This window comes from Asticcacaulis sp. (assembly GCF_035497195.1).
Taxonomy (GTDB): Bacteria; Pseudomonadota; Alphaproteobacteria; order Caulobacterales; family Caulobacteraceae; genus Asticcacaulis.
Genome location: NZ_DATJDZ010000011.1, coordinates 114,571 through 132,750 on the forward strand (window position 1 = coordinate 114,571; position 18,180 = coordinate 132,750).

General features: G+C 59.2%; 23 protein-coding genes and 1 tRNA gene. 10 read left to right on the forward strand and 14 right to left on the reverse strand.

Going from position 1 to position 18,180, the window contains the following annotated elements:
• From VL130_RS03695 to VL130_RS03705, 3 genes are all read right to left on the reverse strand, one after another.
• A complete protein-coding gene (locus VL130_RS03695) occupies positions 1-123 on the reverse strand; it encodes a hypothetical protein (protein ID WP_325361345.1) in 123 nt (40 codons plus the stop codon).
• Between the two features lie 221 nt (positions 124-344).
• Positions 345-800: a VOC family protein gene (locus VL130_RS03700; protein ID WP_325361346.1), complete on the reverse strand. Its 456-nt coding sequence runs from the start codon at positions 798-800 to the stop codon at positions 345-347.
• Positions 801-1,016 carry a zinc-finger domain-containing protein gene (locus tag VL130_RS03705; RefSeq protein WP_325361348.1) on the reverse strand — a complete coding sequence of 72 codons (216 nt, stop codon included), beginning with the start codon at positions 1,014-1,016 and terminating at the stop codon, positions 801-803.
• A gap of 86 nt (positions 1,017-1,102) precedes the next feature.
• Between VL130_RS03705 and VL130_RS03710 the strand changes: the two genes are divergently transcribed.
• Positions 1,103-2,383 carry an MFS transporter gene (locus VL130_RS03710; RefSeq protein WP_325361350.1) on the forward strand — a complete coding sequence of 427 codons (1,281 nt, stop codon included), beginning with the start codon at positions 1,103-1,105 and terminating at the stop codon, positions 2,381-2,383.
• Between the two features lie 85 nt (positions 2,384-2,468).
• On the opposite strand, the gene VL130_RS03715 is transcribed toward VL130_RS03710, so the two are convergent.
• The 5 genes from VL130_RS03715 to VL130_RS03735 all read right to left on the reverse strand — a co-directional run bounded on the left by VL130_RS03715 (position 2,469) and on the right by VL130_RS03735 (position 5,839).
• Positions 2,469-3,140, reverse strand: coding sequence for a glycosyl hydrolase family 8 (locus VL130_RS03715; RefSeq protein ID WP_325361353.1), 672 nt, complete (start codon positions 3,138-3,140; stop codon positions 2,469-2,471).
• 32 nt (positions 3,141-3,172) lie between these two features.
• Positions 3,173-3,901 carry a glycosyl hydrolase family 8 gene (locus VL130_RS03720; protein ID WP_325361355.1) on the reverse strand — a complete coding sequence of 243 codons (729 nt, stop codon included), beginning with the start codon at positions 3,899-3,901 and terminating at the stop codon, positions 3,173-3,175.
• 194 nt (positions 3,902-4,095) lie between these two features.
• Positions 4,096-4,302, reverse strand: a complete 207-nt coding sequence (locus VL130_RS03725; protein ID WP_325361358.1) for a hypothetical protein — start codon at positions 4,300-4,302, stop codon at positions 4,096-4,098.
• A 91-nt stretch (positions 4,303-4,393) separates the two neighbouring features.
• Positions 4,394-5,680 carry an isocitrate lyase gene (aceA, locus tag VL130_RS03730; protein WP_325361360.1) on the reverse strand — a complete coding sequence of 429 codons (1,287 nt, stop codon included), beginning with the start codon at positions 5,678-5,680 and terminating at the stop codon, positions 4,394-4,396.
• 6 nt (positions 5,681-5,686) lie between these two features.
• Positions 5,687-5,839 carry a hypothetical protein gene (locus tag VL130_RS03735; protein WP_325361362.1) on the reverse strand — a complete coding sequence of 51 codons (153 nt, stop codon included), beginning with the start codon at positions 5,837-5,839 and terminating at the stop codon, positions 5,687-5,689.
• Between the two features lie 164 nt (positions 5,840-6,003).
• Here VL130_RS03735 and VL130_RS03740 point away from each other — a divergent pair, with 164 nt between their 5' ends.
• From VL130_RS03740 to VL130_RS03750, 3 genes are all read left to right on the forward strand, one after another.
• Entirely contained in the window at positions 6,004-7,410 is a 1,407-nt protein-coding gene (locus VL130_RS03740) for a helix-turn-helix domain-containing protein (protein WP_325361364.1), read from the forward strand.
• Positions 7,411-7,503: 93 nt separating this feature from the next.
• Positions 7,504-8,490, forward strand: coding sequence for a LacI family DNA-binding transcriptional regulator (locus VL130_RS03745; protein WP_325361366.1), 987 nt, complete (start codon positions 7,504-7,506; stop codon positions 8,488-8,490).
• Between the two features lie 62 nt (positions 8,491-8,552).
• Positions 8,553-8,629, forward strand: a tRNA-Arg gene (locus VL130_RS03750).
• 153 nt (positions 8,630-8,782) lie between these two features.
• On the opposite strand, the gene VL130_RS03755 is transcribed toward VL130_RS03750, so the two are convergent.
• From VL130_RS03755 to VL130_RS03770, 4 genes are all read right to left on the reverse strand, one after another.
• A complete protein-coding gene (locus VL130_RS03755; protein ID WP_325361368.1) occupies positions 8,783-9,862 on the reverse strand; it encodes a hypothetical protein in 1,080 nt (359 codons plus the stop codon).
• Positions 9,772-10,224 carry a hypothetical protein gene (locus tag VL130_RS03760; protein ID WP_325361370.1) on the reverse strand — a complete coding sequence of 151 codons (453 nt, stop codon included), beginning with the start codon at positions 10,222-10,224 and terminating at the stop codon, positions 9,772-9,774. The genes VL130_RS03755 and VL130_RS03760 overlap by 91 nt, the downstream gene beginning before the upstream one ends.
• A gap of 261 nt (positions 10,225-10,485) precedes the next feature.
• A complete protein-coding gene (locus VL130_RS03765) occupies positions 10,486-10,671 on the reverse strand; it encodes an Arm DNA-binding domain-containing protein (RefSeq protein WP_325361372.1) in 186 nt (61 codons plus the stop codon).
• A 255-nt stretch (positions 10,672-10,926) separates the two neighbouring features.
• Positions 10,927-11,211, reverse strand: coding sequence for a Dabb family protein (locus VL130_RS03770; protein WP_325361374.1), 285 nt, complete (start codon positions 11,209-11,211; stop codon positions 10,927-10,929).
• A gap of 213 nt (positions 11,212-11,424) precedes the next feature.
• Between VL130_RS03770 and VL130_RS03775 the strand changes: the two genes are divergently transcribed.
• The 5 genes from VL130_RS03775 (at position 11,425) to VL130_RS03795 (ending at position 14,944) form a co-directional block, all read left to right on the forward strand.
• Positions 11,425-11,850: a helix-turn-helix transcriptional regulator gene (locus VL130_RS03775; RefSeq protein ID WP_325361376.1), complete on the forward strand. Its 426-nt coding sequence runs from the start codon at positions 11,425-11,427 to the stop codon at positions 11,848-11,850.
• A gap of 80 nt (positions 11,851-11,930) precedes the next feature.
• The gene (locus VL130_RS03780; protein WP_325361378.1) at positions 11,931-12,485 is read left to right on the forward strand and encodes a helix-turn-helix domain-containing protein; all 555 of its coding nucleotides are present in this window, start codon (positions 11,931-11,933) and stop codon (positions 12,483-12,485) included.
• A 60-nt stretch (positions 12,486-12,545) separates the two neighbouring features.
• A complete protein-coding gene (locus VL130_RS03785; RefSeq protein ID WP_325361380.1) occupies positions 12,546-12,947 on the forward strand; it encodes a helix-turn-helix domain-containing protein in 402 nt (133 codons plus the stop codon).
• Between the two features lie 74 nt (positions 12,948-13,021).
• A complete protein-coding gene (locus VL130_RS03790; RefSeq protein ID WP_325361382.1) occupies positions 13,022-14,080 on the forward strand; it encodes an NAD(P)-dependent alcohol dehydrogenase in 1,059 nt (352 codons plus the stop codon).
• A 333-nt stretch (positions 14,081-14,413) separates the two neighbouring features.
• The gene (locus tag VL130_RS03795) at positions 14,414-14,944 is read left to right on the forward strand and encodes a GcrA family cell cycle regulator (RefSeq protein ID WP_325361384.1); all 531 of its coding nucleotides are present in this window, start codon (positions 14,414-14,416) and stop codon (positions 14,942-14,944) included.
• Between the two features lie 98 nt (positions 14,945-15,042).
• Here the strand turns inward: VL130_RS03795 and apaG are convergent, their stop codons facing one another.
• The gene (gene apaG, locus VL130_RS03800) at positions 15,043-15,444 is read right to left on the reverse strand and encodes a Co2+/Mg2+ efflux protein ApaG (protein ID WP_325361386.1); all 402 of its coding nucleotides are present in this window, start codon (positions 15,442-15,444) and stop codon (positions 15,043-15,045) included.
• A gap of 72 nt (positions 15,445-15,516) precedes the next feature.
• Here apaG and VL130_RS03805 point away from each other — a divergent pair, with 72 nt between their 5' ends.
• Positions 15,517-16,551: a 2'-deoxycytidine 5'-triphosphate deaminase gene (locus VL130_RS03805; RefSeq protein ID WP_325361388.1), complete on the forward strand. Its 1,035-nt coding sequence runs from the start codon at positions 15,517-15,519 to the stop codon at positions 16,549-16,551.
• 122 nt (positions 16,552-16,673) lie between these two features.
• On the opposite strand, the gene VL130_RS03810 is transcribed toward VL130_RS03805, so the two are convergent.
• Complete coding sequence (locus VL130_RS03810) at positions 16,674-18,110, reverse strand: DHA2 family efflux MFS transporter permease subunit (protein WP_325361390.1); 1,437 nt, start codon at positions 18,108-18,110, stop codon at positions 16,674-16,676.
• Between the last annotated feature and the right edge of the window lie 70 nt (positions 18,111-18,180).

An 18,180-nucleotide genomic window follows, 5' to 3' on the forward strand; every position in this document is an offset into this window, starting at 1 on the left:
TCACCATCGTTCGCGGCAGGCGAGATAGACGACGAGCACCAGACCCACTGGCAGCAGGGCAAAGGCTTTCGCGGCGTCTAAAAGGGGTGAGTGGTGGTCGGTGGCAATAGCGGCCCTGGTCATGTCAGCACCTCAAAACATACTATGTGCGGACGTCGCAAACCCTGCGGCAGTCTGGCCGTCTCTTCAGGCGGCCAAATCAAAAAACGCCGTTATAGAGGCAAAGACAATCCACAAATCCGTGATAGCTAACACCGCATTAAGTTTACCGACAGGGTGTGGTTTTTGGGTGCGAGGCAGTCATTCGCCCTCCCCGTAAATGGGGCGGGCGAGATTTACCAGTTCTACCAGCTTCCGGTATTGGCCATCGAGGCCCACGGCTCTGCCGGTTCGAGCGCGCCGTTCTTTTGCAGCAGTTCGACCGAAATGCCGTCAGGTGAGCGGACAAAGGCCATATGGCCGTCGCGTGGTGGGCGATTGATGACCACGCCCGCATCGGCGAGATGCTGGCAGGCGGCGTAGATGTCATCGACCTCATAGGCGACGTGGCCGAAATTGCGGCCGCCGGTATAGGTCTCGGCGTTACCGTCGGCGTCCGGCCAGTTCCAGGTCAGTTCGAGTTCGGGCGCGTTGAATGACCGCGCCTGGTCTTCATCGCGCAGGCCCGCCAGATAGATCAGCGTGAACCGGCCTTTCTCTGATTCCATGCGGCGGGTTTCGATCAGGCCAAGACCCTGGCACCAGAATTTCAGCGAGGCATCGAGATCATGCACCCGCACCATCGTATGTAAAAAGCGCAATTAGTGCTCGCCTTCCGGACGTGGCGCCGGATCATGATAATCGTTGGCGTGGCTCTGATGAACAAACTTGCGGTCGCAATAGCCACATTCGGCCGTACCGTCCTCGCCCAGGTCGTAATAGGTCAGCGGATGGCCGAGCGCGCCGCCGCCGCCGTTGCAGGCGACCTTATGGGCGTCGACATAGATGACTTCGGGGGGAGGAATGGTGTCGCTCATGAGACTTGATACCTTGCGGGAGACGGTTGCTGATCCTTAAAACAAACCGCCTTGTCTCGTCAATTGAACTGTGAAAGCTTCGGCGCATGAAACAGGGCAATAACAAACTGGGTTCCATCCTCGGTGGATCGATCGGCAATCTGGTCGAGTGGTACGACTGGTACGCCTATTCGGCCTTTGCCCTCTATTTCTCGCCGGCCTTCTTTCCCAATGCCAGCCCGACGGCGCAACTGCTCAATACAGCGGCGATTTTCGCGGTCGGCTTCTTCATGCGGCCGATCGGCGGTTGGCTGCTCGGCTGGTATGCCGACCGCTATGGCCGCAAGTCCGGGCTGACGGTTTCTATCCTGCTGATGTGCGCCGGCTCGCTGATCATCGCCCTCACGCCGGGCTACGCCACCATCGGGATCGCCGCCCCGGCGCTGTTGTTGCTGGCGCGCTTGCTGCAAGGCCTGAGCGTCGGCGGCGAATACGGCGCCAGCGCCACCTATCTGTCGGAAATGGCCGGCAAAACCCATCGCGGTTTCTGGTCGAGCTTCCAGTATGTCACCCTGATCATGGGTCAACTGATCGCGCTGGGCGTGCTGATCCTGTTGCAGAAGTGGCTGCTGACGCATGAGCAGCTTGAGGCCTGGGGCTGGCGAATTCCGTTTGTCATCGGCGCCTTGCTGGCCCTGGCGGCGCTGTTTATCCGCCGTCATATCAGAGAAACGGCTTCCTTCGAGGAGAGCCGGAAATTTACCGGCAACCGCACTTTGACGCTCCTGAAAGAGCATCCGTGGCAGGCTTTGCAGGTCGTCGGCCTGACCTTGGGCGGCACGGTCGCCTTCTATACCTACACCACCTACATGCAGAAATTTCTGGTGAATACCGCCGGCTGGAGCAAGACCGAGGCGACGAGCCTATCGGCGCTGACCCTGTTTCTCTACATGCTGGCTCAGCCGCTTTTTGGCGCCCTGTCCGACCGGATAGGCCGCCGCCCCCTGCTGATCGGTTTCGGCGTGCTTGGCGTGATCTTCACCGTGCCGATCATGACGGCGCTGGCCCATGTGCAAAGTTTCTGGGCCGCCTTCGGGCTGGTCATGGCGGCGCTGATCATCGTCAGCGGCTACACCTCGATCAATGCCGTGGTGAAGGCGGAACTGTTTCCCTCGCATGTCCGGGCGCTCGGTGTCGCCTTGCCCTATGCGGTGGCCGTGTCGGTCTTTGGCGGCTCGGCGGAATATGTGGCGCTATGGCTGAAACAGGCGGGCGTGGAGCAGAGCTTTTTCTGGTACGTCACCGCCTGTATTGCCGTATCGCTGCTGGTCTATCTCTTCACGGCGGATACGAAGGCGAAAACAGCCTTTCATCCGGATGAGGGCTAGCAAGAAACCCCACCACCACCACGCCTTCGGCGCGGTCCCCCTCCCCGACAAGTCAGGGAGGTATAGGAAGGTTTCGAAACTGCTATTACTTCTGCGCCGCTGGCTCGATAATGCGGAACTCGCCGCTCAGGTGCATCAGGCTCATCAGGTACAGCATCCCGTCGAAATAGCGCTGCTCGCCGGCCGGCACGGGCATATCCCACAACTCTTTCAGGAAGGCATCGGACACCGCGCCCGGCGTTGCCGCCAGGCTGCCGACGGCGGTGGCCGCCACCATGCCGGTGGAATGGCGATCGGACATCGGCTTGCCGTCCAATGTGTAACGGTCGGCGAAGGTGTCGATACCCTGGCCATAGAGGAAGGTCTGGATATGGTCGCTGCGGGTTTTCGCCCGCGCATCCTTGCCCCACCAGCTGTAATCGACCGACCAGTTGCTGGCCGTGCGCCAGCTGTCATAGGCGAACTGGCTCGGCTTGCCATCCCAGCCCATAGCCGGCTGGCCATCAAATTCGCTGCGGTCTGGCGTCAGGCCGGTTTTCGGATCGGCGACGGTTTCAAAGAAATTACGGCTGACATCGGCAGCTCTGGCCCAGAAGGCGCGATCCTCGACCGGCCCCCAGCGCGCCCAGAGTTCGTAAAAGGCCGGCAGGTGGTAGGAGGCATCGGTGCCGGGTATGCTGGTTTCAGGCACGAAGCGGATCATGGTGTGGTCTTCATCGACCATCGGCCCGACCGTCACCGAACGCGGGGCGCGCATCGGCCGATAGGGCGGCCACGACTTGCCCTCTTTCAGCGCCTGCGTCTGTGCCGTCCGGTTATTCGGGCTGGGCCACGGCGTCTCCGGCTCGACGAATCATTGGGATGGATACGGAAGGGCGTCGTGGCGGTCTTGACCGGATGGTGGCGCATTCCGCTCAGGATCTTGTCGGCCTCCGCCTGATAATTATAGATGCCTTTGCCATTGCCCCAACGGTGCGCCGCGAAATAGAGCGCCATGACGTAATATTCCTCGCCATCGGGCGCCGCACCGACCGCACGCGCCGAGCCGTCGGTGCCCATCGACCAGGCGAAATAGCCCTGTGACGGATTTTCCGGGTCGGTGGTCAGCATATAGGTCTTCGACCAGTTCCACAGGGCGTCGAATTCGCGTTTTTTATCAAGCTGCACGGCGATCATCATGCCGTAGCTCATGCCTTCGGAGCGGGCGTCATTATTGGCCCAGTCGGTGATATAGGCGAGGGGGCCATCGGCATTGGCGCCGGTCTCGAAATAGACGCGCTGTTCCTGACCATCACCGTGGAAAAGCTGCTGGAAGGTCTGTTCAATCTTCTGGCGGCTTTCGGCTTCGGTGTGGCCCAGCCGCTCATTGAACAGGTTGTGATACTGGCCGGTTTTGTAAGCGCCTGAGCCATCGGTCACTGTGGCTGTAGCGGAGGCAGTGGCCAGAGCGGTCACCGGCAGGGTCAAGGTCAATATGATAGCGGTAACATTTGCGATTAGAACGCGGCGCGTTTTCATGTCAGTCGTCCTCCCTGGGCAGTTGCGCGAGGCTGAGGTGCTGCCCTCATTAAACCCGCGCTGGTCCGTTTCCGGATACCTACATGACATGCAATCCATCTCAGGAAAAGAGCAGAGCATAAAATCGCGCCCTCTTCGCGGGGGAGCGAAGAGGGCGCTTATGCCGGCGCTTATGATTGTGTTTATGCCGGGTCTTATTCGTAACCGTGGGCGGCCTCGTTGATGACCAGTGACGGCATCCGGGAGAAATCGACCCTCACCGGGCGAGCGGCCTGCGCCTGGAAGGTCTTGAGCGCATGGTCGAGGCGGCGGGTCACTTCACGGGCGGCTTCGCTGTTGGGGTCGAGGTTCAGCGGCGCCAGGCAGTAGGCGATGATCGAGGCACGATTGCTGGTCTCCATTATCATATCTCCTGTTTGGGTTGATCTCCAAGGGCAACGCCCTTGGCAAGCGCGACCGCGCGCCGCGCACGTTTGCGCGTCTCTTCGCGGCCTATTCGGCCGCTACGGTAAATTGCGCGGTTTCGGTTGAGGCCTTCATGGCCGTGGTGGAGGATTGCCCATTGCTGATCGTCATGGCGACCTTGTCGAAATAACCTGTGCCGACCTCGCGCTGGTGACGGGTGGCGGTGTAGCCGGCCGCTTCATTGGCGAATTCGCGCTGTTGCAGCTCGGAATAGGCCGCCATGCCGCGATCGCGGTAGCCGTCGGCCAGCTCGAACATGGCGTTGTTGAGCGAGTGAAAGCCGGCCAGGGTGACGAACTGGAACTTGTAGCCCATGGCGCCGAGTTCGCGCTGATATCTGGCGATGGTGGCCTCATCCAGCTTGGCTTTCCAGTTGAAGGACGGCGAGCAGTTATAGGCCAGCAGCTTGCCGGGATGGACCTTGTGGACGGCTTCGGCGAATTTGCGCGCGTCCTCCAGGTCGGGGTGCGAGGTTTCCCACCACAGCAGGTCGGCAACTTTCGCATAAGCCAGGCCGCGGGCGATGCAGTGATCGAGGCCGGTGCCGGGTTTCAGGCGGAAGAAGCCCTCAACCGTGCGGTTGCCGCGCTCGATGAACGGATGGTCGCGTTCATCGACATCGGAGGTGATCAGTTGCGCCGATTCCGCGTCAGTGCGGGCGACGACCAGGGTCGGTGTACCCATGACGTCGGCGGCGAGACGGGCCGAGGTCAGGGCGCGTTCGTGGGCCTGTGTGGGGATCAGCACCTTGCCGCCCAAGTGGCCGCACTTCTTTTCCGACGCCAGTTGATCCTCAAAATGGACACCGGCGGCGCCCGCTTCGATAAAGGCTTTCATGATCTCGAAACAGTTGAGCGGCCCGCCGAAACCGGCCTCGGCATCGGCGACGATGGGCGCGAACCAGTCGCGCTTGGCGCCACCCTCACTATGCTCGATCTGATCGGCGCGCTGCAGGGTCTTGTTGATGCGCTTGCACAGCTCCGGCGCGGCATTGGCCGGATAAAGCGACTGGTCGGGGTACATGGAAGACGCGGTATTGCTGTCGGCCGCGACCTGCCAGCCGGAGAGATAGATGGCCTTCAGGCCGGCGCGGACCATCTGCATGGCCTGGTTGCCGGTCATGGCGCCCAGTGAGTTGATGAAGGGTTCCGAGTGCAGCAATTCCCATAACTTGTTGGCGCCGCGTTCGGCGAGCGTGTGCTGGATAGGGAACGAACCGCGCAGGCGCAGGACGTCTTCGGGGGAATAGGGGCGCTCAATGCCGTCAAAGCGGTCTTTCGGGGCGGAGGGGACTAAGTCCTGAAATGTGGTCATGGTCATTTATCCTTGCTGGGGAGGTTGAGGAGTCGTTTGTTCGGTCTGGCGGCGGGCAGCCATCAGGAGACCGGGGGCGAACAATCCGAAGGCGGCGGCATAGACGGTGGCCATGTCCCAGGGAGTGGTGATGGGTGTGGATTTAAGCTTTTTTGTCATAATATGTCTCGTTTCAGACAGCGTGCCGTCAGTGTGCTTAAAAGCATAAAGCGCTTATACTGTTTGCAAAGATAGGTGCGTGGGTCCACAAATGGCGTCATTTGGAAAATTGTGACATTGTGCTTTTTGTAAATTTATGACAATATTTGCCATGGAGACATCACATGGCCGAACTCGATCGCAAACTCTTCCTCGGCGGACGTCTCAAGCGGCTGCGCTATGATCTCAGCCTGACCCAGACCCAGATGGCGGCCGATCTCGGCGTATCGGCCTCCTATCTCAACCATCTGGAGCGCAATCAACGACCCGTCACCGCGCAGGTGTTGCTCAAGCTGGCCGCCACCTACGATCTCGACCTGCGCACCTTCACCGACGACTCAGAACCGGCGGGCGAGGCCGATCTGGTCGAGATTTTCGCCGATCCGCTGTTCAAGGATCTCCACCTGCCGCGCCGGGAAATCTCGGAACTGGTGGCGTCATCTCCCATGGCCGCCGAGGCGGTGACGCGACTCTATCGCGCGTATTCCGAGCGCCGCAAACGGGATGCCCTGGTGGCGGTGCCGGAAGAGACCGAGCAGTCCCCCACCGACTGGGTGCGTGACCAGATACAAAGCCATCATAACTTCTTCCCCGAACTCGACGAACTGGGCGAGCAGCTTTTCGCCACACTCGGCGGCGATCCCCATACGCTGGAAGAAGTGGCGCAGGCGCGCTTGAAAGATCAGCACGGCATCGAGATCCGCCTGATGCCGGCACAGGTGATGATGATGTACCAGCGCCGGTTCGATCCGCATCGCCGCCGCCTGATGATCTCGGAAACGCTCGGCCCCTCCTCGCGGCGCTTCGCCATCCTCTACCAACTGGCGCTCAGCGCATATGGCGCCGAGATCAATGCGTTGACGGAAAAGGCAAAAGCCCCCGACCTGGCCACGGCACGCCTCTACAAGATCGCGCTCCTGAATACACTCGCCGCTGCCACACTCATGCCCTACGGCCGCTTTCTCAACGAAGCCGAAAGCAATGCCTACGATATCGAGCTTTTGCGCGCGCCGTTCGAGGTCTCCTACGAGCAGGCGGCCCAGCGCCTGACCACGCTCTCCCGACCCGGCAGCCGCGGCGTCCCCTTCTTCCTGATGCGCATCGATTCCGCCGGCAATGTCTCGAAACGCTTCGCCGCCGGACATTTCCCGTTTTCCCGCTATGGTGGCGCCTGCCCGCGCTGGAATATCCACCAGGCCTTCCAGACGCCCGGCCGGATCATCACCCAGGTGATCGAGACGCCGGATGGCCTGCGCTATTTTACTCTCTCCCGCACCCTCGACCGGCACTTGAGCGCCTATGTCGACGGCGCCTATTCGCAACAGGCCATCGGCCTCGGCTGCGAGTTGAAATACGCCGAGAAGCTGATCTATGCGCGTGGGCTTGATCTGGTCCAGCCGAACGCCGTTCAGACCGGACCGATGTGCCGGCTGTGCGAACGGCCGAACTGCCGCGAACGCGCCGCCCCGCCGGCGGTCAAGGCGCTGGTCATCGACGAATGGATCAAGGGCGTGACGGCTTTTCCTTTTTGAAGGGCCATGGGCCCTTCACCCATAACTCGACAACGCGCGTGGCAGTTTACAGCGCTACATAAACCACATAGGCTTTAAATTGAAGGAGGACACATGGCCGGAGCTACGCTGAAAGACATTGCCCGCGAAGCCAATGTGTCCATCGCCTCGGCCTCCCGCGCCATCAATGGCCTCGATAACGTCGCCGATGATGTGAAGCAGCGCGTGCTCGAAATCGCCAAGCGCCTGCGTTATGTGCCGCACGGCGGGGCGCGCTCACTGGTCATGTCGCGCACCAACACCATCGGCGTGCTGCTGCCCGATATCTATGGCGAGTTCTTTGCGGAAATCATCCGGGGCATCGATGTGGCGGCGCGGGCGCGTGGCTTGCACCTCCTGGTCTCCGGCTCGCACAGTAATCCGGACGAGGCCCTGCGCATCATGCGCGCCATGGGCGGCCGGGTCGATGGCCTGCTGGTCATGTCGCCCTTCGTTGAGTCGCATGACCTGGCTGCTGTCCTGCCGCTCAATCTGCCGGTGGTGACCATCGCCAGCCGCATCGGCGCCGATCAGAGATCTATCAGCGTCGATAATTTCGGCGGTGGGGTCACGGCGGCAGGGCACCTGCGCGAACAGGGTTGTCAGCGGCTGGCTCATATCTCCGGGCCGTTGCGCAATTTCGAGGCCCAGGAACGCCGGCGTGGCTTTCTGTCGGTATGCGAAGGCGCGCCGCTGTTTGAGGGCGATTTCACCGAGGAATCCGGCTATCGCGGCGCCAAGGCCTTCCTGACCCTCGATGAGCGGCCGGATGGCATCTTCGCCGCCAATGACGTGATGGCGGTCGGTTGCCTGCTGGCCCTGCGCGAGGCGGGGCTGACCGTGCCGGGTGATGTGGCGGTGGTCGGTTTTGACGATATCCCGATCGCGCGCTTTACCTCGCCGCCGTTGACCACCCTGCGCGTCGGGATTTTCGATCTCGGCCGGCAGGGTCTGGAAATGCTGGTGGCGGCGCTGGAAGCGGGCGAACAGACGGCGAGCGAAGGCATTATCGTGACGCCGGAACTGGTGATGCGCGACAGTTCGCGCCACAAATCAGGATAATCGCATTTTTGCGGTTGAGTGCCGGGCCGCTTTCGCTTAGGTAGCTCTGGCCCCTTATAGCGGCACCCGTAGCTCAGCTGGATAGAGCGCTGCCCTCCGAAGGCAGAGGTCACAGGTTCGAATCCTGTCGGGTGCGCCATATTTTATAAAGGCTTGCTGAGGATTTGCTCGGCAAGCCTTTATTTCACGGAAGCACCACGGAAGCAGCCAGCTTAGTAATTGTTTTGCTGTCGCTCCGAGGGATAGCCCGACTATGCAGCATGGCCGCCTATTTACGCCTTTTGACGGCAAATTACTGATTTGCTTGGAAAAGGTTTTGCCTGCGGAGAAATTCGATGTCCGAGGCTTTTCTCGCCATGTACTTCAAGACTTCGTTCAATTTTTCCCTCAGAACAAACGTCGCTGGCAGAGGCCGATGAGGCAAGCGTAGGCGATCGGCTGTCTGCCAAATTGGACGATTAACGACCAGTCCGCCTTCATTTAAGAAAATCAGATCACCAACAATCCTGGCCCGGCTAGCGCTATGAATTCTCCGACTATCCATCATGGCGAGCAGCGCAGGGTTTCGGACGAGAAATGCCCGTGCAACTTGGCCGCCGACTCGTGTGAATTGGTCAATCGCATAGGCCGGAACCTGATCTATCATTTTAGTTTCTGGAATGAGATCATCAGTACTCGGCACTTCTCGCTCCTTCATCCACTCCAACCAAATGAACGGCAGCAGGAGGGCCATTGGGTTGCGACACAACCGCCATGCGGCCTGGCAGGTGACGAAGACATGGGAACTAAATCCAATGCCTTCCAGTGCCCTAAAAACGGCTGCTGCTTGGTGAAGGGGTTGTTCTTCGGCAAGCCCACCTCCTAGAGCGAGTGCCGCCTCCGCCCGCTCCATCAATTCGGCATCGCCGTCACGAATAATGTCCACCAAATCGGCGGGATTTCGATCCATTGCGGCGATTCTGCTGCCTTCACGTAACGGATCATTTGTCAGTCGCATCAGGAGATCACAAGCCGCTTGGCAATGCCTCTCAGCGGCCATTTGACAAACAAGGACCGACGCTGCCCGCCAATCACCTCCAAGTAGGGCACGCCATTTGCGGTTTCGACCGGCTGCAACGACGCGGGCCACCGTATCAATTCCAGCGGCCCCAATATCCTCCAGCGCTATAACCGTCAGGTGCCGCCAGATGCCTTCGCCAACTGCTTCAAATAGCGTAGCCAAGGCTGCCAAGGCTATGTCGGCCTCACCTCGCCGGATTGCCTTTTGTAGAGCGCTGCGAGCTATCCATCGATCGCAAGGTATAGGGTGAGTGATGATAATTTTGGCGGTGGTGATTTCTTCAGCCAAACCGGCAAGTACGAAATCGAACAAATCTTCTGGCCACATAGCGGCTCGGCACGCTGAGGGGCGATATCAGCGTTCATGCTGGCAATAATCGTCCGCTTTAAAACTCTGATTTCCTCATCGGTTCGAAGCATTTCGGAGGTTGAGTTTTTATCGATAATTTCCAAGGCGCCGAAGCCGTCGCCGGCATCGAATTTCGATTTGGCCTGGTTCAATATTTGTTCGCGGCTTATGTGCGGGGCTTGACGATTTGAACCCGACGGTTTCGAGCACATTGACAACAGCCCTATAAGGACTGCCACACATAGCGCCAGCATTATAAGAGCAATGAAAGGTTTTCTCTGCTCCATTCGACGAATAGCTTCTGCTTGTGAAATTACCGGCTTCATAATGTTCCCCATTTGTAAGTGACTTGCGGGGATTATAGACCTGTGCCACCTCATTGCAATGTTAGTGCAATTAATTGCAATTCCGTATTTTGACTTCATTCTGACTAGGCACTATTCGGGCTACCCATGTCCGAAAGCCATGTTAGATGAATTAAAAAAGAGATTCGGTTCCCTGGTGGCTGCAAATCGCAGGCAAAAAGGGTGGACGCAGCGTCAATTGGCCGAAGAAGCCGAGCTTACTGGGTCAGTTTTGAGTGATATTCAACACCCGTGCAAACCGATGGCTATTTTCCTAGTTCTGCCTTGAGACCGATATTGAAAAACGTAGGATTTCTTCCCTGATGGAAACACCCTGAGGCCAAAGCCTGGAAAGGTTTCGTCCCAAATTACGTACTCTTTTTCTCGAATATCTACCGCATCAACAGTGCGCTTTGTAATTCTGACCATATTGTTCTCACGGAAGCGTCACGGAAGCGCGGGGACGGAAAATAAGAGAAATGAGAGGAATGTTATGCTGTGTTATATACAATTAAAGCTATGAAATATATAAATAAAAGAATGCGGAAGAATTTTACGGCTAGATAGATTGTTGCCCTCCGAAGGCAGAGGTCACAGGTTCGAATCCTGTCGGGTGCGCCATATTTTGAATTGATGAGGTGAGGTGGATATAATCCGCGTTCACTTGGGCACTTCAATCACGAATTAGGTTAGATCAATTTCCATAAAGTCCGCCACTTCGGGCAGCCAGCGGGTCTGGACAAAGGCGATATGGTCCGGATGGTTGTTATAAGCCTGATAGGCGGCTTGGTCGGCAAAGGTCATCGAGACGCAGAAATCGAAATCGTTTTTCGGGCTGATCTGGCGCAGCAGTTCAAACTGTTCGACGCCGGGGATATCGGCCAGCTTGCGGTTGGCGGCAAGGAAGCCGGCTTCCTCGGCTGAGCCTCTGGCGTGTTTCAGGCGGAACGGAACGATGTGACGGATCATGGTGTGTTTCCTTTTTTAGCCAGCTTACAGGTTCGGGCGCATAAGGAAAGTCCGGTAAAAGGCCGTTCTGCGTGATTATTTGCACCTATGGATTGTAATTTCCGCGCGCTTGCGTTTGATTGGGGTTATGTTAACTATTCCCGTACCGATTGAATGTTTCGCGTTTGGGTTGTTAACGCAATCATGCCCCGCGTGTCAGCCACGGAGCCAGCCATGTCAAAACCCATCAGGACCACGCCGCATATCGTTGATGTCGCGGTGGGGGCCAATATTCGTCAGCGCCGCCGCGCGTTGAAAATTACACAGGAAGCGCTGGCCGAAGCGATCGACCTCACCTTCCAGCAGGTACAGAAATATGAACGCGGCGCCAATAGGGTCAGCGCGTCGTGCCTGTATGAAATCTGCCGGATGCTCAAATGCCATCCGTCGGACCTGTTGCCGGCGCCAGACTGGTATCGTGACGAGACGACGCCGAAATGGATGACAGATGCGCGTGTGCTGCACGCCCTGCATCCACGCCTGTTCGAAACCCTGATCGCCTTGCCGGAAGAGAATTTGCGCCTGCTGGTTGCCGGATTGCAGGCATTGACGGCCGAATTGCCGACGAAGGGTGCCCACAACCGCCAGCTTATTGCATGACTGTGCATTGGTTGATATGGATTTAAAAAGGTTGATTTTTTAGCGATAGCGTTTGCGTTGGTCTCGTTGATGATGGCGGTATGAGACGACACGCCGCCAAAGATCCCGCCTTCGCCTCCGCCATGAAGCTTCTGCGCCAGCGCGCCGGCAAGTCGCTGGTCGAATTACAGGCCGATGTCGGCGTTTCGGCCCAGGCGATGAGCCGCTGGGAAAACGCCGCTGCTGCCTGGCCGGAAGAGCGGGTGGCGCTCTACCTGCGGGCGGTCGGTGCCAGTGAGGCCGATCTCGACCGCGAACTCTATTCCGTTTCCGAAGACCCGTTCGCGGCGCGTTTTCAGCGAACATCATCATGGTGGCAAGGTTTTCCGGCGGAACTGGAAAGCCATATCGTCTCCGATGAGAGCATGGCGCCGTGGTGCGAGCCGGGGGAAAAGGTCTTCTTTCAGCGTGGTCGCCAGCCCAAACGCCTGGAAGGCTGCGTGGTGGAAATGAAGGATGGCGCCACCTTGGTCCGGCTTTACGAACGCGAGCGCGATGGTTTTCTTTATTTCAAGCGGGTGAATCCGGAAAGCACCGAGCAGGTGCTGCATTCGCAGGTATTGGCGCTCCATCGTATTCTTTTGCGTGGTGATTGACGCTGGTTGATTTGGGTGATAATTTAAACTTCATGGTTGAAATTATCACGTGGAGAAGTGGTGAGCGGGAATAAGCGAAAAGGACCGCACGTCGTCGATGTCGCGGTTGGGGCCAATATCCGACGGCGCCGGCGCGATCTGCGGATTTCGCAGGAAGCACTGGCGGCCGCCGTCAGCCTGACCTTCCAGCAGATTCAGAAATACGAACGTGGCGCCAATCGGGTCAGCGCCTCCATGTTGTATGAGATCAGCCGGGTGCTGAACTGCGACGCCGGCGATCTGATGCCGCGTGGAGACTGGGACGCTGATGTGCCGGGTTGTGGCTGGCTGCATGATGCACGCGCCTTGCATGGCCGCCATCCGCGCCTGTTCGAGCAATTGCTGGCATGGCCGGAAGACCGGTTGCGCGTTCTCATGCTGGCGACGCAGGCGCTTCGGCCGCTGTCAAAAGCATGTGAATAGATGATGACATGTCTTGCAAAGGGACGGGAGCGGCCTACCTGTGACGGATCTCCCCTTATGACAGGATAAATGCCATGTTCCGATGCGAAGCCTATGCCGCGCCCGCCAACGATAAACCCCTTGGCCCGCTGACCATCGACCGGCGCGACCCGACGCCCGAAGACGTCCAGATCGATATCCTGTTCTGCGGTGTCTGCCACTCCGACCTGCACACGGCGCGCAACGAGTGGGGCATGACCACCTATCCTGTGGTGCCGGGCCATGAAATCCTCGGCCGTGTCGCCAAGGTCGGCTCCAGCGTGACGAAATTCAAGGTGGGCGATCTGGTCGGTGTCGGCTGCATGGTCGATTCCTGCCGCGTGTGCAGCAACTGCAAGGAAGGCCTGGAGCAATATTGCGAGGTCGGCAATATTCAGACCTTCGGCTCGCCCGACAGGCATCTGGGCGGCACGACCCACGGCGGCTATTCCAAGAGCATCACCGTCTATGAAGGCTTCGTGCTGAAAGTCTCCGAGAAGCTCGATCCGGCGGCGGTGGCGCCGCTGCTCTGCGCCGGCATCACCACCTGGTCGCCACTGCGTCACTGGAAGGTCGGCCCCGGCATGAAGGTCGGCATTGTCGGTTTGGGTGGTCTTGGTCACATGGGCGTCAAGTTCGCCCATGCCTTCGGCGCCCATGTCGTGCTGTTCACCACCTCTCCCGGCAAGATCGAAGACGGCAAGCGTCTCGGCGCCGATGAGGTCGTGGTGTCGAAAAACGCCGATGAAATGGCGGCTCATACCGCGTCGTTCGATTTCATTCTGGATTGTGTGTCGGCCGATCACGACATCAACGCCTATCTCATGCTGCTCAAGCGCGACGGGACGATGTGCCTGGTTGGCGCGCCGGAGCGGCCGATGCAGGTGGCGGCCTTCCCGCTGCTGATGGCGCGCCGCTCATTCGCCGGTTCGGGGATCGGCGGCATCGCCGAAACGCAGGAAATGCTCGATTTCTGCGCCGAACATGGCATCACCGCCGATGTCGAAGTCATCAATATCAAGGACATCAACGCCGCCTATGAGCGGATGCTGAAATCGGACGTCAAGTATCGCTTCACCATCGATATGGCGACGCTCGGCGCGCCCGCCTTGTAAAACGCTGAAGATTCCCCATTTAGACTATATAGAACGGCGGCTCTGCGAAGGGCCGCCGTTCTGATTCACGGCGCTAAAATGCCCGTTTCCCCCGCACAATGCGTATGACCGCCTGGCGCCACGCTTGTCCACACGTGTGGATTATTCGGACGCTACATATAGATATGTTGTGGACAGATGGAATTCCCCTGCCACCATATATTGCGGTTTTTAACTTTTCGTTTACCATCTGTTGATGACTGGGGAGCAAGTCCCTTCGGGAACATCTATATGTTGTGGTTTCATTAATTTTGAATCGCAAGCGATTATAGAGAGCATGGGAGAGTGAGAAAAATGAGCTGGACCGACGAACGCGTTGAGACCCTGAAAAAGCTCTGGCAGGAAGGCCATTCCGCCAGTCAGATCGCCAAGCAATTGGGTGGCGTTACGCGTAATGCCGTCATCGGCAAGGTGCACCGTCTCGGCCTGTCGGGTCGCGCCGCGCCCTCGCAACCAACCCGTCCGCTGTACAAGCCGGCCCGTCCGTCGCGCCCGGCCGCTTCAGCGTCGCCACATGCGGAACGTCCCGCGGCTCAGCCAATCCGCCGCACCGAGCCGGCCCTGGCCCGCCCGGTGATCAGCGCTGTCGTAGTGCCCTATGTCGAGTCGCCCGGCACCGCCACGGTGCTAACGCTCGGCGCCAAGATGTGCAAATGGCCGATCGGCGATCCGTCGTCAGTCAATTTCTCTTTCTGCGGCCGCCGTTCGGATGATGGTACGCCCTATTGCGTCGAGCACGCCCGGGTCGCCTATCAGCCGTCGCAAAAGGCCAAGAAACGTGACGGCGGCAGTGATCTTTCCCGCAACCTGCGCCGCTACCTGTAAAAACGCGATCTTTGCGGGGCGGCCCGTCAAAGCTCAAGCTTTTACGCATGGGTGTTTGAAACTTGAAAAGGCTCGCAGTCTCCAGACTGCGAGCCTTTTCAGTTCAGTGTCCGCCTGGCGTTCGGCAGGTCGAGCGAAAAGGTCGGGATAATGACCTTCAGGGGGCGCCCCTCATCCGTCTCGAACATGTAGTAGCCGCTCATCGAACCGGACGAAGTGCTTAAAGGGCAGCCGGACGAATAGCTGAAGGTGTCGTGCGGCCTGAGCACCGGCGTTTCGCCGACCACGCCAGAGCCGTTGACATATTCGACCTGGCCGCGCGCATCCATGATCGTCCAGTGGCGCGTCTTGAGTTGTACCGTTTCGTCGCCGCCATTCATCAGGGTGATGTGATAGGCCCAGACGTGACGCGTCTCAGGTGCATGATTATGCGCCTCAGGCGGAACGTAATCGACCTCGACGCGGATAGTGATATCGTGACTGGTGTGCTGATAGAACATGTTACTACTTGCTGACTCGTGTAAGCTCTCTTAAATGGTGCGCCCGATCATGAAAAGAGAATAGCGACTCTGATGTCTTTGAAACCTGTCCCTGTCGAAGAGCCCGCAGCCCAAGGCATATTGCCGATGCAGAGCCTGGCGGCGCTTGTAGATGAGGGCGCGGTGATGAGCACGTCGCCACTCGATGATAATCAAATCCAGCCGGCCAGTATCGATCTGCGCCTGGGCGACCGCGCCTGGCGGGTGCGGGCCTCCTACCTGCCGCGCGCCCGCACGGTAGCCGATCGCCTGCGCGATGTGCAGATGCACGAAATGGACCTGACCAGGGGCGCGGTGTTTGAATCCGGCTGCGTCTATATCGCCGAACTGAAAGAGTCGCTGAACCTGCCGAAGGGCATTTCGGCGCGCGCCAATCCGAAATCCTCGACCGGCCGGGTCGATGTTTTCGTGCGCCTGCTGACTGATTATGGCTGCGCCTTCGATGATGTGGCAGAGGGTTATTCCGGTCCGCTCTATATCGAGATCGCGCCGCAGACCTTTTCGGTGCTGGCGCGTTCGGGCACGCGCCTCAACCAGTTGCGTCTCAAGCGCGGGATATCGCCGAAGCTGCGCACCTCCGATTGCGGCGTCGACCTGACCGGCGAACTGGTCGGTTTCCGTGCCCGCCGCCACGCCGGCATCATCGACCTCGACCATATCGACGGCCACGATCCGAAGAAGTTCTGGGAACCGCTCTATCATGCCGGCGGCGAACTGCTGCTCGATCCGGGCGAATTCTATATCCTGGCGTCGAAAACCGATGTCGAGATTCCGGCGATGGAGGCGGCGGAAATGCTGCCGATCGATCCGGGCGTCGGTGAATTTCGTGTGCACTATGCCGGCTTCTTCGATCCCGGTTTCGGTACGGCGGAAGCCGCCGGCACGGGGTCAAAAGGCGTGCTGGAAGTGCGCTGCCACGAAACGCCGTTTCTGCTGGAAGACGGTCAGACCGTGGCGCGGCTGGTCTATGAACCGCTGACGGCGCGTCCGGACAAGCTTTACGGGCAGCTTGGTTCGAACTACCAGAAGCAGGGATTAAAGCTTTCCAAGCATTTCAAGCCCTGGTAAAGCGCCATCTTTGGACGATTGCGTCGCAGTCGTCGCTAGCGGGTACTAAAGTGTACCCGCGTCGCTAGCCGGCTAGCACTCGCCTCAAACCTGACGCTTTACTACAACGGCGCATCTTAAAGTCACCCTTTCGCCTCATCAAGATGCAGGTCCTTTTCGCCGGCCTCGTTGCTGCCATCTGCGCGTTTCAGGCGGCTGAAGATCAGGGTCGAAATCAGGGTAAAGCCGCCCAGCACAAAGAAGGCCTTGTGCAGGCCGTCGATCATGAGTGAAGGCGCTGCGGTCGCCTCGGTCGGCAGGAAAAAGACCGTCGTCAGGCCCGCCACCGCCACGCCGAAGGACACCGATAACTGCTGCAAGGTGCTGGCGATGGTGCTGGCGCCGCTCGACTGGTCGCGCGGCACGTCGGCATAGACGAGGGTGTTCATGCTGGTGAATTGCAGCGAGGTCAGCACGCCATAGACCAGCGCCTGAACCACGATCACCCAGATTGGCGTATGCCTTCCGATGGTGCCGAATAGCATCAACATGCAGCCCAGGGCCAGTGTATTGCAGATCAGCACATTGCGGTAACCGAAGCGTTCGAGCACGCGCGGTAGCAGGAATTTCGTGCTCATCGAGGCGAGGGCCTGCGGCATGATTAGCAAGCCGGACTGCACCGGCGTCAGGCCGAGGCCAATCTGGTAGAGCATGGGCAGAAGAAACGGCGCGCCGCCGACGCCCAGCCGTGTGATGAAGCTGCCGTTGACGGCGGTGGCGAAGGTGCGGATGCGGAACAGGGTCAGGATGAGCAAGGGGAAGGCGGTCCGCGCGGCATGCAGGCCGTAGCCCAGGATCAGCAGCAATGAAATGGCTAGCAGACCGAGGATGCCGCCGGCGCCGAGGCGATGCTCGCCGAAGACCTCCAGCACGTAGGACAGCAGCGCCACGCCGGAACTGAACAGGATCAGGCCCAGCACATCGAGCGGTCGTGGCGCCCCGCGGTAGTCCGGCATCTTGAGCCAGACGAGGATGGCACCGGCGATGCCGACCGGGATATTAACGAGGAAAATTACCCGCCAGTGCAGGTAATCGACGATCAGCCCGCCGACGAGCGGCCCCAGCATCGGCGCGATCAGCACCGGCACGGCGACGAAACTCATGGCCTTGACCAGTTCGGAACGCTCGAAAGTGCGCACCATCACCAGGCGGCCGACCGGGGTCATCATGGCGCCACCCATGCCCTGCAGGATGCGGCAGGCGACCAGCATATGAATATTGGTCGATAGTCCGCACAGCAGCGAGCCGAGGGTAAACAGGGCGATGGCGGCGGCGAAGACATTGCGAGTGCCGAAGCGGTCGGCCATCCAGCCGCTGATCGGGATGAAGACGGCGAGGCTGAGGGTATAGCTCGACAGCACCGCCTTCATGCTGAGCGGCGTGACCTCCAGCGCCTGTGCGATCACCGGTACGCCGGTGTTGAGGATGGTGGTGTCCAGCGCCTCCATGAAGAAGGCGACGGCAACCAGCCAGGGCAGGATGTGCCGGGTCATTTCGGGGGTCGGCTCGGCCTTGATCAATCCGGTAATCCTGTCGTGGTGCGCTCCGGATCATTATGCGGCGGCGGATTTTTCTATGCAAGACGATACC